General features: G+C 37.9%; 13 protein-coding genes. 6 read left to right on the top strand and 7 right to left on the bottom strand.

Features of this window, described 5'->3' with window-relative positions:
• Positions 1–25: 25 nt before the first annotated feature.
• A complete protein-coding gene (locus tag ACVWYG_RS02085; RefSeq protein ID WP_457268472.1) occupies positions 26–1,222 on the bottom strand; it encodes a pyridoxal phosphate-dependent aminotransferase in 1,197 nt (398 codons plus the stop codon).
• Positions 1,223–1,285: 63 nt separating this feature from the next.
• Positions 1,286–1,696 carry a DUF1573 domain-containing protein gene (locus tag ACVWYG_RS02080; protein ID WP_457268471.1) on the bottom strand — a complete coding sequence of 137 codons (411 nt, stop codon included), beginning with the start codon at positions 1,694–1,696 and terminating at the stop codon, positions 1,286–1,288.
• A gap of 171 nt (positions 1,697–1,867) precedes the next feature.
• Between ACVWYG_RS02080 and ACVWYG_RS02075 the strand changes: the two genes are divergently transcribed.
• The 3 genes from ACVWYG_RS02075 to ACVWYG_RS02065 all read left to right on the top strand — a co-directional run bounded on the left by ACVWYG_RS02075 (position 1,868) and on the right by ACVWYG_RS02065 (position 6,103).
• Positions 1,868–4,288, top strand: coding sequence for an alpha-ketoacid dehydrogenase subunit alpha/beta (locus ACVWYG_RS02075; RefSeq protein ID WP_457268470.1), 2,421 nt, complete (start codon positions 1,868–1,870; stop codon positions 4,286–4,288).
• A 171-nt stretch (positions 4,289–4,459) separates the two neighbouring features.
• Complete coding sequence (locus ACVWYG_RS02070; RefSeq protein ID WP_457268469.1) at positions 4,460–4,900, top strand: pyridoxamine 5'-phosphate oxidase family protein; 441 nt, start codon at positions 4,460–4,462, stop codon at positions 4,898–4,900.
• 168 nt (positions 4,901–5,068) lie between these two features.
• A complete protein-coding gene (locus ACVWYG_RS02065) occupies positions 5,069–6,103 on the top strand; it encodes a WD40/YVTN/BNR-like repeat-containing protein (protein WP_457268468.1) in 1,035 nt (344 codons plus the stop codon).
• A gap of 62 nt (positions 6,104–6,165) precedes the next feature.
• Here the strand turns inward: ACVWYG_RS02065 and hemN are convergent, their stop codons facing one another.
• From hemN to ACVWYG_RS02045, 4 genes are all read right to left on the bottom strand, one after another.
• Positions 6,166–7,530: an oxygen-independent coproporphyrinogen III oxidase gene (gene hemN / locus ACVWYG_RS02060; RefSeq protein ID WP_457268824.1), complete on the bottom strand. Its 1,365-nt coding sequence runs from the start codon at positions 7,528–7,530 to the stop codon at positions 6,166–6,168.
• Between the two features lie 16 nt (positions 7,531–7,546).
• A complete protein-coding gene (locus ACVWYG_RS02055; protein WP_457268467.1) occupies positions 7,547–8,542 on the bottom strand; it encodes a 2-hydroxyacid dehydrogenase in 996 nt (331 codons plus the stop codon).
• Positions 8,543–8,908: 366 nt separating this feature from the next.
• Positions 8,909–9,955 carry a response regulator gene (locus ACVWYG_RS02050; protein ID WP_457268466.1) on the bottom strand — a complete coding sequence of 349 codons (1,047 nt, stop codon included), beginning with the start codon at positions 9,953–9,955 and terminating at the stop codon, positions 8,909–8,911.
• The gene (locus ACVWYG_RS02045; RefSeq protein ID WP_457268465.1) at positions 9,952–11,142 is read right to left on the bottom strand and encodes a PAS domain-containing sensor histidine kinase; all 1,191 of its coding nucleotides are present in this window, start codon (positions 11,140–11,142) and stop codon (positions 9,952–9,954) included. The genes ACVWYG_RS02050 and ACVWYG_RS02045 overlap by 4 nt, the downstream gene beginning before the upstream one ends.
• 1,348 nt (positions 11,143–12,490) lie before the next feature.
• Between ACVWYG_RS02045 and ACVWYG_RS02040 the strand changes: the two genes are divergently transcribed.
• The 3 genes from ACVWYG_RS02040 to ACVWYG_RS02030 all read left to right on the top strand — a co-directional run bounded on the left by ACVWYG_RS02040 (position 12,491) and on the right by ACVWYG_RS02030 (position 15,563).
• On the top strand, positions 12,491–13,141 hold the full coding sequence (locus tag ACVWYG_RS02040) for a DUF6266 family protein (RefSeq protein ID WP_457268464.1): 651 nt from the start codon (positions 12,491–12,493) through the stop codon (positions 13,139–13,141).
• Between the two features lie 299 nt (positions 13,142–13,440).
• Positions 13,441–13,842 (top strand): hypothetical protein, encoded by a 402-nt coding sequence (locus tag ACVWYG_RS02035; protein WP_457268463.1) that lies wholly within the window; start codon positions 13,441–13,443, stop codon positions 13,840–13,842.
• Positions 13,843–14,651: 809 nt separating this feature from the next.
• Positions 14,652–15,563 carry a hypothetical protein gene (locus tag ACVWYG_RS02030; protein ID WP_457268462.1) on the top strand — a complete coding sequence of 304 codons (912 nt, stop codon included), beginning with the start codon at positions 14,652–14,654 and terminating at the stop codon, positions 15,561–15,563.
• Positions 15,564–15,782: 219 nt separating this feature from the next.
• Here the strand turns inward: ACVWYG_RS02030 and ACVWYG_RS02025 are convergent.
• Positions 15,783–15,980 (bottom strand): hypothetical protein (locus tag ACVWYG_RS02025; RefSeq protein WP_457268461.1); only part of this gene is annotated, 198 nt, incomplete at its 5' end.

The following is a 15,980-nucleotide window of genomic DNA, read 5'->3' as shown; positions in this document are numbered from 1 at the left end:
CAACATTCGCGATCAAGCACTTTGCCTATGTTTTTCCGGGATATTTTGACAATGCAATTTCCAAACAATCCATCGCCTCATTTAACTGACTGGTATTTAGTACATAGGCCATTCGCACTTCATTTTTACCAGATCCAATTGTAGAGTAGAACCCCGTGGCAGGAGCCATCATTACCGTTTTACCATCGTGGTTGAAATCTTCCAGCATCCACTGACAAAATTTATCAGCGTCATCTATCGGAAACTTAGCAACAACATAAAATGCCCCACCCGGATTTGGGCAAAATACACCTTCCATAGCATTCAGGCGTTTTACCAAAGTATTTCTGCGTAATGTATACTCTTTATTTACTTTTTCAAAATAAGCATCTGGTGTGTCAACTGCGGCAGTTCCAGCAATCTGTTCTACCATTCCCGGACTTAACCTTGCTTGGGCAAACTTTAATGCTGAGGCAATCACTTCCTTATTTTTGGTGATCAAACATCCTAAGCGTGCGCCGCATGCGCTGTACCTTTTAGATACCGTATCCATTATAACCACATTTTGATCCAATCCTTTTAAGTGCATAGGAGATATAAAGGTTCTGCCATCGTAACAAAATTCTCTATAAGCTTCGTCTGAAAAAAGGAAAAGATCATATTTTAAACAAAGCTCTTTTAGGGCGTTCAGTTCCGCTTCATCGTACAAATATCCAGTTGGATTATTTGGGTTACAGATAATTATCGCTTTTGTTTTATCAGTAATTAGTGCTTCAAACGCCGAGATCGGTGGCAGGGCGAAACCATTTTCAATATAAGATAGGATTGGCTTTATCACCACATTGCTCATACAGGCAAAACCATTATAGTTAGCGTAAAAGGGTTCAGGAATAATAATTTCATCGCCCTCATTTACACAGGTTTGCATGGCGATGGTTATTGCTTCTGAGCCACCAACAGTAACCAAAATATCTTCAGGCGTAATGTCGTAGCCCAGTTTATTGTAGTATTCTGTAAGCTTTTTCCGGTACGTGAGGGTTCCTTCCGAAGGCGTATATGCCCATACGTCAAAGTCTATGTTTTTTACAGCATCCAGCATCCCTTTTGGGGTTGCAATATCCGGCTGCCCGATGTTTAGATGATAAACTTGCAGACCTCTATCTTTGGCTTTATCTGCAAAAGGTGTCAATTTTCTAATAGGCGATGCGGGCATGTGCAGGCCTTTTTCTGAAATTTTTGGCATAGCTCAAAAATAAAAAAAGTCCCGATGTATATCGCGACTTTATATAAAAAAACGTTAAATCAACTACTTGGTTACTTCTTTTGTTAACTCCTTAACTGTTTCGCCTTTAATATACAAAACCCGAACCGGCGTAGAAGAATTTGAAGAAATAGTAATTGTTTTAGAAAAAGAAGAAGGTGCACCTGCCGCGCTATAAGTGACCGAAATTACACCAGTTTCTCCTTTTTTTATGGGAGTGGTTGTATATTTCGGAACTGTGCAACCGCAACTTGCTTCTGCTTTTGTGATGATTAATGGGCTCTCGCCAACATTCACATACTTAAAATCATAGGTAACTGGTTTGTTGGCTAAAATCTGACCAAAATTATGTGTTTCTGATTCAAATTTAAATTTCGGCGCTTTATCTTCTGTTTGGGCATGCGCAGCAATTGAAAAACTTACAAAGAATGTCAAGGCAACTATAATCTTTTTCATCTTAAATGTGTTATTGGTTTATAAATTGACTGAAACAAATTTAGTTTTAAAATACTTTAAACAAGAACCATTCCATTAATATTTTCTTTTTGTTAGACTAATTTTACCTTAAGTGGCAAAAGCAAAACATTAAAATTCATTATATTTGCCATAATCACAGCCAAATTTTATATGCAAGAACCGAACCTGAAGAATACGCCCGCGCCGACACCAGAACTTAGCTTCGATGACTTTAGAACCATTGTTTTAGCAGATTATAAGATTGCGTTTGAAAGTAGGCAGGCTAGTATTTTGGGTAGGAGAGAAGTACTGACAGGAAAAGCCAAATTCGGTATTTTCGGCGATGGAAAAGAGGTTCCGCAGTTGGCAATGGCTAAAGCATTTAAAGCTGGCGATTGGCGTTCGGGTTATTATAGAGATCAAACGTTTGCATTTGCTACTGGTATTTCTACCATAAAGCAGTTTTTCGCCCAATTGTACGCGGATCAAACCGACAACGCCGATCCTTTTTCCGGCGGTAGACAAATGAATGCACACTTTGCAACCACATCTATAAATAAAGATGGTACTTGGAAGGATTTAACCAAGATTAAAAATTGCTCTTCAGATATTTCTCCAACCGGAGGTCAGATGGCTCGACTTGTAGGTTTGGCCTATGCGTCAAAACTTTATCGAAACAATAAAGATTTTGCAGTAGAAAATAATTTCTCAGTTGGTGGGAATGAAGTTGCATTCGGCACTATTGGAAACGCAAGTACTTCTGAGGGGGTATTTTTTGAAGCTATAAATGCGGCCGGAGTACTACAAATTCCAATGGCTATTTCTATCTGGGATGATAATTATGGAATTTCTGTTCCGGCAAAGTATCAAACCACTAAAGAAGATATTTCTGAAGTATTGAAAGGTTTCCAGCGTGACAAATTAAATGCCGGTTACGAAATTTTTAAAGTGAAGGGGTGGGACTATCCGGCACTTTGCGAAGTCTATGAGGAGGCGATAACGGTTTGCAGAACGCAACATGTGCCTGTAATGATACATGTTACAGAACTGACGCAGCCGCAGGGACACTCTACCTCTGGTTCGCACGAGCGGTATAAATCCAAAAAAAGATTGTCGTGGGAAAAAGAACACGATTGTATTTTTAAAATGCGAGAATGGATGCTGAGCTCAGCCATATCCACGGAAGACGAACTTAGAACGGTGGAAGAAGCGGCAAAAATTTTTGTTCGCAGTCAACAAATGGAAGCGTGGAGTGATTTTTTGGGTGCCATAAAGCCCGAACAGGAACGAGCATTAGCATTAATTTCTGCTGTAGCAGTGGATACGCCTTCAGTTGCTTCGCTTGCAAACCAATTGAGCTCGCTTACCGATGCGCAGCGCAGAGAAATTTATCAACTGGTCAGAAAAGCCATTCACTTTTCCGTAAATAGAGATTCTTCCGCCCGTAAAGATTTATTAAGTTGGTATCAAGAGAAATCGTCCTACATTTCTAAACGTTACGAAGATAAATTACACACTATCGGAATCGAAAGTCCCGAAAACTTGGCGATAATTCCTGCCGAATATAACAACCAATCAAAAATGATTGATGGCCGCGAAGTGTTAAACGCCTGCTTCGATGCAAACTTTAGTCGCGATAATCGTTTGGTCGCCTTCGGTGAAGATTTGGGACAAATTGGGGATGTAAATCAGGGGTTTGCCGGTTTACAGGAGAAATTTGGCGAACTTAGGATTACAGATACTGGAATACGAGAAATGACAATTGTGGGCCAAGGCATTGGCTTGGCGATGCGAGGCTTGAAGCCGATTGCCGAAATCCAATATTTGGATTATGTAATCTTTGCTTTGAATGTGCTGAGCGACGATCTTTCAACACTTTCATACAGAACAAATGGAAAGCAGAAAGCACCTGTTATTATTAGAACTCGTGGACATCGGTTAGAGGGTATTTGGCATTCCGGTTCCCCAATAAGTATGCTTCTAGGTTCGTTAAGAGGAATGCATCTTTGCGTGCCTAGAAATATGACACAAGCAGCAGGTATGTACAATACATTGTTTAGAACGGACGAACCTGCTCTCGTTATAGAGTGTTTGAATGGTTATCGGTTAAAAGAAAACCTTCCAGCAAATGTAGGTGAATTTACTGTTCCCTTGGGAATTGCCGAAGTGCTTGAAGAAGGCGCAGATGTAACCATTGTGTCTTATGGCTCTTGCCTACGGTTGGCTCAAGAGGCCGCAGAAGAACTCACCGGATTCAATATTTCTGTAGAAATTATAGATCTTCAAACCTTACTTCCGTTTGATAAAACAAAGATTTGCGCAACTTCGATCGCTAAAACCAATAAATTGCTTGTGTTGGATGAAGACGTGCCAGGCGGAGCTTCCGCCTATATTTTACAAAATATTTTAGAAAATCAGGACGGGTATTATTCGCTAGATGCCAAACCGAGAACCTTAACAGCCAAAGCGCATAGACCGCCTTTTGGCTCAGACGGAGATTATTTTTCTAAGCCTTCTGTAGAAGATATCTTTGAGACCGTGTATGATATGATGCATCAGTTTAAGCCAGGTAAGTTTCCTAAGTTATTTTAGTTTTTCTTATTTCTAGTTAAAGTTTAGCCCTGTTAAATTTCGGGTGAGCAAGTCGTTAACTCAAATAAAATTGTGACCTATGTCACTAATATTGACCATTCTTTTTGCGATTATTGTTCTAGAAAACATTAGGTTGAACTAACGTTTTTTTATCACTAAACACTATAAATTATGCTTGGAGATCTTAGTAAAAGGGAAATAATCGACTTTTTAAATAGGCGGGTTTACGGTAGGCTTGGATGTAGCAATGAAGACGAAACGTATGTTGTTCCTATTAATTTTGTATTTAGCAACGATGCAATTTATGCCCATTCTGGTCATGGAAAGAAGATAAATATGATGCGGGAAAACCCAAATGTTTGTTTTCTGGTTGACGATATTTTGGACACCTTTACCTGGAAAAGTGTGATTATCCGAGGGGTGTTCAAAGAATTAGAAGGGGAAGAAAGACAACAGGCCATGCAGGGAATTATTCATAAAATTATGCCACTTACTTATAAACCAAGCCAAGAGCCGTCTCATGGAATAGCCGAGGAAAAAAGAAGTAATGTGGTGGTTTTTCGCATCGACATTACAGAAATAAAAGGGCGTTTTGAATCGCACAACAATTAGGTCTAAATTAGGCCTTTTACCAATAACTGTTTTTGTCGCTGTTCATTAAGACTAAACTGTCTTTAACATTTGTTGGAGATAAATATCTGGTAAATCCTTATATTGTGGTGTTTCGAATTTCACACAGCTTTCTACAGTTGATTTCAACACTGCCCATAAAACAGATTAATGAAAAAAATATTTATTTATTTATTCCTGCTTCCATCCTTTGGATTTGCACAAAACTATGTGCTTAAGTCGCTTACGGAAAACACCTCAACCAGTTTAAGAGGGCTTTCTGTAGTAAACGACAGCGTTGCCTGGGTAAGCGGGAGCAATGGTTTTGTAGGAAATACGGTAGATGGAGGGGCGTCTTGGACATGGACAAAAGTAAAAGGTTACGAAAAAATAGATTTCAGAGACATAGAGGCTTTCAATTCGAATGAAGCTGTTATAGTGAGCGCAGGGTCGCCGGCCTATGTGCTAACCACCAATAACGGCGGAAAAACATGGAGAGAAAATTATAGAAATACCGACTCTGCTATTTTTTTAGATGGTTTGGGATTTTGGAATAGATCAAGGGGAATTATTTTCGGCGACCCTATAGCACATAAAATGCAGTTGCTTACTACAGCCAACGGAGGAAAAAGCTGGCAAAATATTTCAAATCAATTAGTAGAAAATCTAGCAACGGGTGAAGCTGGTTTTGCAGCTAGCGGAACAACAATTAAAACACTTGACAATGGAATTGCTTTTGTAGCGACAGGCGGTACAGTTGCTAACATTTATCGGACAAATAACTATGGATTAACCTGGAACGTGTTTGTGTGTCCGATTTTGCAAGGCGAGAGTACAACAGGACCGTTTTCTATCGATTTTTACGACGAAAACACTGGCGTTGCTGTCGGTGGGAATTATGTGAAGGACCAGGACAGCACCAAAGCAGCTGTCCTTACTTCTGACGGAGGTAAAACTTGGTCTGCCCCCATATCGTCGGTCAAGGGATTTAGGTCTGGGGTTGTTTATATCAATAAAAACATACTGATTGCGGTAGGAACGTCAGGAGTAGACCTGTCCTATGATGGGGGCAAAAACTGGGAAAATATTTCAGAAAAAAGCTTTAATGCGGTAAAAAAAGCTAAAACTGGTGCCTTGATTTTAATGGCCGGTGAAAAAGGAAAAATTTATCAATTATCACCTCCTTCAAATGAACATATCAACTAGACCTAAGCTATTTTCTGGTAGCGCTCGATTTTTAATATGCCAATTTACGGTTAGACTGAATTTTAGTCACCCGTACTGAATGTTTTTTGCACCATTTGTTTGCACCAATAACGGGCGTCAAATGCCAAACAGATATTTCTCAAAAATCGCTTACCTTTATTGGTAACTATAATTTCTAGGTCTTTTCTAATTACTAATTCGTCGGCTTCTAAATCTTTTAATCTTTCAAGAGCATCTTTAAATGCCTCAAAACAAAGGTCAAATTCGTCAAATGTAGTTTTCCCTGAGCACATGAGCGCTAGAATGTGGTTTTTCAGGACTAGGTCTTCTTCTGTTAAAAAATGACCTTTAAAAACAGGGATTTCGCCCGCATCAATCAATTGTTGGTATTCTTCTACTTTTTTAACATTTTGACCGAATGCATACCAAGTGTCGCTAATAGAAGAAACCCCTAAGCCAATCGTTAATTGCGTAAAATGATCTGTATAACCCATAAAGTTTCTATGGAGTTTACCATTTTGAGATGCAATGTAAAGGCTATCAGTCTTTAAAGCAAAATGATCCATGCCAATTTCTACATAACCTCCCTCAGTGAGCATTTGTCTACCTGTATCGTAAAGCAACTGCCGAGCGCCTATATTTGGCAAGTCGGCTTCTGTAAACATTCTTTGTCCCGGTTTTACCCAAGGAACATGTGCATACCCATAATAAGCAATGCGATCTGGACGAAGTTTAATTACTTCCTGTATCGTATTTATAAGACCATCTTTTGTTTGTCGAGGCAATCCATAAATTAGATCGTAATTAATGGAATGATAACCCACTGAGCGGGCATCTTTTGTTACCTCTTTAACCTGCTCGACGGTTTGCCACCTATTTATCACGCGTTGTACCTCTGGATCAAAGTCTTGAATGCCTAAGCTAAGTCTTTTAAAGCCAAGTTTAAAAAGGGTAACTAGGTGCTCCTTCGTAGTGTTTGCCGGATGGGCTTCGAAACTAAATGCTGCATCTTTATCTGTTTTACAGCCATCAAGGATACCAACAATCAAATCCTCTAAATGCTGCGGACTAAAAAAAGTGGGAGTGCCTCCACCTAAATGAATTTCTTTTATGATAGGTGCTTCCGGCAAGAATGATTTATACAGGCTCCACTCTTTGGCGACAGCATTTATATATGGTTTTTCTACCTTATGATTTACCGTAATTCTAGTGTTACAGCCACAATAGGTGCACAACTGATCACAAAAAGGCAAGTGAATGTATAAGCTAATACCGGTTTTTTGGTTGCTTTGTAAAAAAGAAGTCTTTACAGATTCTATCCATCGTTCTTTAGAGAAATTTTTGTCATCCCAATATGGAACAGTTGGATAGCTGGTGTAACGTGGAACCGGACCAGAATATTTTTCGATAAGTGAGTGGATATCCATCATATCAAAAGCGTTGCTAGATTTCTACTTTAATTTTTTTTCCGTTGATCTGTAAGTCCGCGGCTTGCCATTTGTCCAGATTTTTAATTGTTTCCAGGGCAATTTCATGTAAAGCCTCTTCGGTAAGAAAACCCTGATGTGGCGTGATCAGAACGTTTGGCTGAGCGAGCAAACGAGTCAATAATGGATCCTTCACTTTATCCGTTCGGTGATCTTCAAAAAATAACCCCTTTTCGCATTCAAAAACATCGGCGCCATAATAGCCCAAAGTCTTGTTTTCAAGGGAGTGAATCAACGCAGTTGTATCAACTAGCGCCCCACGAGCCGTATTTATAAGCATAGCAGTATTTTTTATAGAGTTTAAAGTTTTGGTGTTGATCATGTATTTAGTCTTTTCTGTTAAAGGCACATGTAGCGAAATGATATCTGCTTCTCTATAAAGCTCCGCTAAACCTACTTCCTTAATACCTACAGGAAACTGCTTGTTAAAAGGATCGCATGCAATAAGCTTAGAACCAAATCCTTTCAAAATTGAAGCCAACGCCAGTGCAACGTTTCCTAAGCCAACCAAGCCAACAGTTTTACCCCGAAGTGTAAAACCCAATAATCCGTCTAATCTAAAATCGAAGGTTTTGGTATTTAAGGCAGCTTGGACAATGTTTCGGTTTAGCGCTAACATTAGGCTAACGGCATGTTCTGCGATGCTCTCTGGAGAATAGGCTGGAATATTTGCCACCTTTATCCCCGCTGCGTCGGCAGCAATTTTATCTATATGATCTGTACCTACAGAGCGGGTGGAGATATAGCGAACCGAATAGCGCTTCAACTTTTCTATTACCGGGGCAGAAACCTCATCGTTGGTAAACACGATCACGGCATCTTTACCCTCGGCAAAACCTGCAGTAGCTATGCTTAAAGGGTTGGAAATTAATGTAATGTCATGCTTCTTTTGATTTGCTTTTGCTAAAAATTCTTTCTCAAAAGATTGAGTGCTGTAAACTATCGCTTTCATAAAATTGCGCGCTACCCTGTTGATAGTTATTTTTTCTTGTGAACGAACAAATGTATCAAAGGCATGAAAATTTTTTAGTAATAGCAGTCAGCAGGAAAAATGATCTTCATCAGTTTTTTGTTTTTAAAAACGCGCAATAGTAGATCAGAAGCTTAAAATGAGTAGAGATACATTTGAGATTTTTAATTTGCAGTGTTTTACGAAGGGGGGTAGGAAGCTTCTGGAAAATGCAGTGGCCGGCTAAGCCAAACAGACTTGAAGGGAAAGCTCCCAGGACAGATTTGACCAGACTTCAGCAAAAGGCAGATCGATGAAGTTGATTGCAAGGAAATGCCGTTTTTAAAAAATATAGCTTTAATGCTTCATTTAATTTTTCATTTTTCTAAGCTTGGCCTCATCAAGCAGCTGTATTTCACTGCCTTTCTTTTCGATAAGCTTTTCATCTTTAAAATCACTCAACGTCCGACTGACCGTTTCTGTTGCCATACCGGCCATAGCCGCTAAATCATCTCTAGAAATTTTAAAATGATTCTCTTTATTGATTTCCGTCAGTCGAAGTAATGTATTCGCCAACCTTTTGCGCACAGAATGATAGGCGAGTTCTACCAATTGCTCCTCTTTATGCTGAAGCCCTGAGGCCAGTAAATGGATGAACTGCATCGCCAAACCCGGATGTTTACTTAAAATTTCATCAACTTGATTTTTAGGCAATAGGCAAATTCTACTGTCCTCAAGCGCGGTAGCTGTTTCGGTATGCACATTGCTGATTAGCGCATCATGCAGTCCAAAATATTCATCGCCATGGTAAATTCCTGTCAAAAATTCCCGCCCATCTTCACTCATCTTATTTATTTTAACCTGACCTTCTATTACCAGATAAACACCTTGGGCAATGTCGCCATCGTAATAAATAACCTGTTTTTTTTTGACTAGTCTAATTTTCTTTAACGCCACAAGCTCTTTTAAAGCTAAGACACCTTGCTCTTTACTCGCAAAATCTTGGAGCTTTTGCAAGCCATTTGTATAGAAGGTTTTTTGTTGATCTTTCTTTTTCAACCGACTTTCAATGGCGCTTAACAGTTCAATATCATCAAAAGGTTTGGTAAGATAATCGTCTGCACCCATTTCCATTCCCTTCCGAATATCAGTTCTATCTACCTTTGCTGTAAGAAAAATAAATGGGATATTAGAGGTTTTTGGCATTTTATTTAAAAGATATAACACGCCATAACCATCTAATTCAGGCATCATAATGTCGCAAATAATTAGGTCTGGCACTTCTTCTTGTGCCACTTCAACTCCTTTACGACCATCAGCCGCGGTAAATGTTTGAAAGCCCGCGAGCTCTAAAATTTCTGCGGTACTTTCTCTAATGTCTTGATGATCTTCGATGATTAAAATCTTGCTTTTCATGCTTCTTTTTTAAATATAAGACTAAAGGTTGCACCTTTATTTTCTGCACTCTCAAATTTTACTTCACCGTTCATCAGTTTTACATAACGTTTAACAATGTTTAACCCCAACCCAGTTCCGGGAATACTTCCGGTGTTGTGCGCCCTGAAGAAGGCATCGAATAGATGCTTCTGCTCAGTTTTTGGAATGCCAATGCCATTGTCTTTTAACGTTATGGTAACGGATTTAGCGCTAATTTCTGTGTTAAATTCTATGAAAGTATTCTCTCCAGAATATTTAATGGCATTTGCAATGAGATTTACGATGCAATGTTTAAGTAAATTAGCATCAGTAAAAACAACGCTTTCTACGCCTGTGTGTTGGTAGATAATGTTTTGGTTTTGCTTTGCCACTAGTTGCATTTCCTCCGTAATTTCTTCAGCCAGTTTTACCAAATCGAAGTGGAAGAATTGTGGAATTATTATTCCAGTTTCTAATCGCTCTATCGATAAAAAATCGTTTAAGATAGTTGTAAGGTTGCCAATTGAGTTTTTTATTTTCCCAACATGTTTAGTAATGTTTTGATTGTTGTAAGTAACCGAATACTTTTCAATTAACGACGCAGAAAGTTGTATCGCACTTAAAGGCGTTCTAAATTCATGCGAGGCCATGGAAACGAAACGGCTTTTTAATTGATTTAGCTCCTTTTCCTTCTCTAAAGAAAGATTCACTTCAACGCTTGTGTCTTTTAATTGTTGCACTAGAATTTTCAATGCTAAAGTGCGTTCTTCCACCAAAAGCTCTAGCTGGTTGGTATACATTTTTAACTGTTTCTCAGCAATTTTCTGCTCACTAAGATCATGTACAAAGCCGGCATATATTCTGCGATCTTCTAAATTTACTTCACTTATTGCTAGCCGAAAAGGGAAAACAGAATCGTCTTTTCTCAAACCACTTACTTCTCTTCCTATTCCAATAATATGTGGTACACCGGTACGATTATAGCGCTTCAGATATTCATCATGGGCAGATTTATCAGGATCTGGCATCAACATAGAAATATTCTTACCAATGACTTCATGTGGTTCATAGCCAAAAAGATGCGTGGCCGCAGGATTCATAGTTAGAACAGTGCCCCCGGTATCTATGGTAATTATTCCATCTATCGCGTTTTCGATAATGGCCTTTAGCATGATGGCATTTTCCATAAGAAGATTTAATGTAATTAACTTTTGTTTTAGAGATTAACTAAAGCAATCAATAAAATTTTCGTTTGTCTGAGCCGGAAAATTACTAAATTAAAAAGGATTACAACCATTTAATTGGAGTTTCAACGGGGTAATGCGCAAAACAAGCTTTTTGAGCGTAGGTGGCACTTAAAAAGAACAAGAGTTTTTGTGTTAAAAACGGAAGTTAATCGAAGTTTTTAGGTTCAGGCCTCGATCTTTTGCTAAAACCCTTACCTAACGAAATTAAGGTTTCTGGCAGTGATTAGCCACGGTTTAATATCTATCCGGATAAATACGGCTATTAGAATGTTAGACGCTTAGCTTCGTATAAAATGTTTAATTATCGCGATATCAATGTATAACCGCATTTGATTTTCGAGATGGAAGGTAGACCGATATACTTTTTTAAAACACCCACCTTTGTTCAAATGGTTGTTAAGATTTGCCTTTTTACATTTCGACGCGAGTGCTAGGATTTTTTACACAGCGGCACGACGAGAATTATTAGATATTATTACTGTTTCCGGAACACATAAACTTGTTTTTAACAAGACCCAGTTACATTCGGCATTTGTGAAAAAAGTACAGGTTTTTGTTAAGCCAAGCACCGTACGGTTTGAGATTCCAAAATTCGACTTTGAAAAGTTGAAAATTTTTGATAAAACGGCCGTTATAATGAAGTAAGCCAATGTCTAGGTATTGCTAATCAGATTAACGGCTTCAAAAGTATTCTTTCAAACATCGATTTTGTAACGTACGATAGCAAACGCTGTTTTTAAATCGCCTATCAGGACAAATAATTACTGAAATTATTAACAGTAGTTAATAAAAAGCTATTTATTTTGTTTCAACAACGGGTAAAAAACACTAGCTTTTATCTATGCGCCATCATTTGGAGTAAGAATTGTGCCACGATTTTGACAGTTCTTGATGCATCCCTTATATATCTTAAAGCAAATGACTACCGCTTAAATACTATTCAAAATTGTTATGTCTCGGTTTTCCATTTGTAGTAATACTGTTATTGTTTAAAAAAAAGACATAAACGAGTTCAGCGCAGAAGAGTTGAATGCTCCACATTGGCAGGTGTTGGTTGTGTTAACAGGTGATCGCTGTCTCCACATTTCAATTTACCGGCTAAAATATTGCGCTTCCAACCGCCCTTGAGATCGCAATTTATCGGGTGTAAGACGGACGTTGGATGGACATTTGACGCAACTACGACATTGAGATCCGATTAACATCCGAATTGCATTCGTTTTAGGTTTGTTAAAGTCCCGATTTATAATTAACTTGTTTGTAATCAGTTTATTAAATAGATCTAATTATGGCGATTTTAAAAAATGGCATCAATGGTGCCTTTAGCGGTAAAGTGGGAAGCGTATATGGCTACGAGCGTTTTGGGCAAGCCTGCATTAGGGGCGCACGGAAGCCGAGCGCAAAAAACAAAGAGGGATCGGTAAAACAACAGTTGTCGAGAAGTAAATTTAACAGGGCACAGGAGTTCTTGACTCACATCCTTCATTTTGTGCGCATTGGGTTTAACATAGAAAGTAAGAAGCGGCAGATGACTGCGCACAACCTGGCCAAATCCTACTTGTTAACTATCGGTTTTGATGAAGATGGGCTAATGGACTGTTCGAAAGTGTTGGTAAGCGCTGGAACTTTGATGGGGGCTGCCAACCCGGTGGTTTTAGTGAGTGATGAAGGTTTTCATGTACGCTGGGACACCGAGGGATATGAGGTATGGGAGCGAAATTCAGACCAAGTGATGTTACTCGCGTATATACCCGGTACAGCCTATCAAGAAACCATAACCAGTGGTGCCAAATGGAAAATGGGTAAGGAAACTTTGGCCATGGATGCTTCGTGGCTCGGAAAATCCTTTCATATCTGGATGGCGTTCATCGCTGAAGACAGTCAGAACATTTCTACAAGCCAATATTTAGGGGAGCATAGGTTCGGCACAGCGTATTAGTGTTTTGCATGCGTACCAATAAGGTTGTGTCTGCTGAAAAACTTACTCCAATTGAGATTTATGGAAGGGTTGGAACAGCCATTAGGTAAATTTAACAATTGTTGGGCCACAGCAGTACGAAAACGAACGAGATCTATATCTATGAAAATACAAGGCAGGAAAGTTTGATAAAAAGCCCATTGGATTTTTGAATAGTTAAAATCTTATGATAGATTTGGTTAACTTAAATGAAAAATATACGCTATAGTATAGCGCATATTTACTAGTTAGCGGTAATAATACGAATGACTTAAAACGACATGGTAACAAATAATAATCGGAATTCTATTGATTTGGATAATTCATCCCCAGACGAGGAGTTTTCTACCAATAAGAAGGTAATCGGAAACCGGGTGACAATTAACTATTTCGATCAGAACTATAATTTTGAGACAATCTTCCCAAAAAAAGGAATAATAACCGAAACAATAAAAGTTGAAAGCCAAAAAATGTTTGTTCTCGAACTTGACAATCATTTCGAATACAAGAACTTAGACTATAAAATAATAGTATTAACGGAACGACATGCAGGGCATCACATTGGAGATAATAATGAAGTTCATGTTCATGTACTTTTACCCAAGACAGAATTGAATAAAGACACCTATAAAATTGCCGACTTCGACCATGTTGTTTGGGCGACATTGACTCCTACAAACTAAAATTACTACCGCTAACAACAAGTTTAATCTATGCCCGGGCGAAGTACTTTCACTTGCTTTTCTGCAAATTAATTATGTTTGTGCTAAGGCGGAAAGAAGTGCTATAATTCGGGCACATCTTAAACTTGCAAAACGTTAGTAGTAATTATGCCAAATCACCAAGCGACTAAATAGCAAATGTTCAAATCTATTATAGAGAAAGTAAGGCTAAGATTTAGTTCTGAAGAACTTATATTTGGTTCGATAGCTATATCCACGATTTTGATAGACCATGGCTCTCCTGTACCCGCCCTGGCCACATGTTGCCTTTTAGCATTTTATTACTTTTTTTTCAGCTGGATGATGTTTTCAACGAAACTCGAAAAACATCTATGGTTTTCACTAATTTCAGGTGTTGTTTATTCTTTATGTCTTATCTGTATGGCTTTTATAATAGGTGTCTCCTATAAAGGTATGTCATTTTTTGTCCTTCAAATTTTTTTATTAGCAAGCCTTGGTTGTTTTTTATATTTTCAAAAGTCCTGGGGGATATATAAAGGCAACCATTACATAAGGATCAGTATTATATTCTTTTTAAACTTATTTATACTATTTTTCAAATGATTAGATATGACTACCGTTAAAAAGATAACAACTACTAACAGCAAATTTTGGCAAAAATGGCTGACGGTGGTTCACGTTAATTCATCAGCTATTTACTTAATTTGGTGCGGTACGACAATGGTTCTGCAAGTAATGCCATTTCTGCAGAAATTTCCAAAACGTTATAGGGCATTTAGACCGACCTTAATACAAACCGACTGAAATAAATGAGGGATTTTTTAAGTAATTACGACTTGTATAAGGTTTATCAATTGGATGATGAATATTGTTCTGACAACTCTCATTATACCAATCCTTTTGATTTTATTGGTGAAACTTTTAACTATTATTGCTCAAATGAAGAAGCCTTCAAGACATTTGAACTGGACATAGATGAACCAAACAAAAAACATTTAGGTGGAATGCGTGGTGACATAATTCCAAATGAATGCTTTGTAAATGAAAAATTAGACTTTACTTTCAGAGCTATCGGTCGCTGTAAATCCTGCAATAATCATAATGTGAATTTTCTATTGCATGTTTTTAGCAATAATCCTATTGCTAACATCAAAAGCAATATTAAAAATATTTCTTTTGAGCCAAGAAATAATTACGATTTTCCAGACACTAAAATTTTCATACAAAAAATTGGATGTTATCCCGAAGTAAAAATTATTATTGATAGAGAAATATCTAAACACTTTGATAGAGAAACGAATATTTGGTACTATGAGGCCAAAACTGCCTTGAAAAATAATTATGGAATAGGTTCTTTTGCCTATTTTAGAAGAGTAATTGAAAAAGAATTGATTAAAATAATCGAAGAAATAAAATTATTGCCAGATGCTCAATCAATAGGAATTCAGAACCTTCTTGACCAATACAACTCCAACCCAAAAACTCATGTTATTTATGATAATATCTTTCAGTATTTACCGAATTCTTTAAAGCAATTGGGCGAAAACCCAATCAAGTTATTGTACAATCAAACTTCAGATGGATTGCATGCATTGTCTGAAGAAACTTGTTTGGAAAGAGCTAAGAGTATTTCGACTTTATTAGAATTTACAATAAAAAAAATAAATGAAGAAAAATCAACATTAAACGACGTGAAACAAGCAATAAAAAATTTAAAATAAACGCCCTATAACAGCAAATTTTTGCAAAAATGGCTGACGGTGGTTTATGTTAGTTTATCTTTATTTACTTAATTTCTTACGGTACGACAATGGTTCTGCAAGCAATGCCATTTCTGCACAAATTTGCAAAACGTGTGTGTCTTGAACAGATTGCGGAAGCAGTTTGATGCTTTAAAAAGAGATGAGAGTAGGCCTCTCGGTGGCGACTTTCAGGAGTAGCTACCAAACCACTTTATGGTGCGATTGCTGAAAAGTAATGGTGCTGAGCGATAAAGAAAAACGGCTACAGAGATAGCTGTAGGTAAGTGTAGAAGAGTTGAATGAGAGTGAACCAATGATGAAGCCTCGTAAGGAAGAGAGATGTTGTCGAAAGCAAGTAGCTACGTTTGTATTTGCGACTAAAGTGTACCGGACAAC

It is taken from the genome of Pedobacter sp. UYEF25, assembly GCF_054061655.1.
The sequence above is the reverse complement of the archived record's forward strand: the minus strand, read 5'-3'. Positions and strand labels throughout refer to the sequence as shown.

What these genes read in the sequence shown, in the direction of transcription:
- ACVWYG_RS02075 (WP_457268470.1), top strand. Translation starts at nt 1,868, where the DNA reads ATGCAAGAACCGAACCTGAAGAATACGCCCGCGCCGACACCAGAACTT.
- ACVWYG_RS02070 (WP_457268469.1), top strand. Translation starts at nt 4,460, where the DNA reads ATGCTTGGAGATCTTAGTAAAAGGGAAATAATCGACTTTTTAAATAGG.
- hemN (WP_457268824.1), bottom strand. Translation starts at nt 7,530, where the DNA reads ATGGATATCCACTCACTTATCGAAAAATATTCTGGTCCGGTTCCACGT.
- ACVWYG_RS02035 (WP_457268463.1), top strand. Translation starts at nt 13,441, where the DNA reads ATGGTAACAAATAATAATCGGAATTCTATTGATTTGGATAATTCATCC.
- ACVWYG_RS02080 (WP_457268471.1), bottom strand. Translation starts at nt 1,696, where the DNA reads ATGAAAAAGATTATAGTTGCCTTGACATTCTTTGTAAGTTTTTCAATT.
- ACVWYG_RS02055 (WP_457268467.1), bottom strand. Translation starts at nt 8,542, where the DNA reads ATGAAAGCGATAGTTTACAGCACTCAATCTTTTGAGAAAGAATTTTTA.
- ACVWYG_RS02030 (WP_457268462.1), top strand. Translation starts at nt 14,652, where the DNA reads ATGAGGGATTTTTTAAGTAATTACGACTTGTATAAGGTTTATCAATTG.
- ACVWYG_RS02045 (WP_457268465.1), bottom strand. Translation starts at nt 11,142, where the DNA reads ATGGAAAATGCCATCATGCTAAAGGCCATTATCGAAAACGCGATAGAT.
- ACVWYG_RS02040 (WP_457268464.1), top strand. Translation starts at nt 12,491, where the DNA reads ATGGCGATTTTAAAAAATGGCATCAATGGTGCCTTTAGCGGTAAAGTG.
- ACVWYG_RS02065 (WP_457268468.1), top strand. Translation starts at nt 5,069, where the DNA reads ATGAAAAAAATATTTATTTATTTATTCCTGCTTCCATCCTTTGGATTT.
- ACVWYG_RS02085 (WP_457268472.1), bottom strand. Translation starts at nt 1,222, where the DNA reads ATGCCAAAAATTTCAGAAAAAGGCCTGCACATGCCCGCATCGCCTATT.
- ACVWYG_RS02050 (WP_457268466.1), bottom strand. Translation starts at nt 9,955, where the DNA reads ATGAAAAGCAAGATTTTAATCATCGAAGATCATCAAGACATTAGAGAA.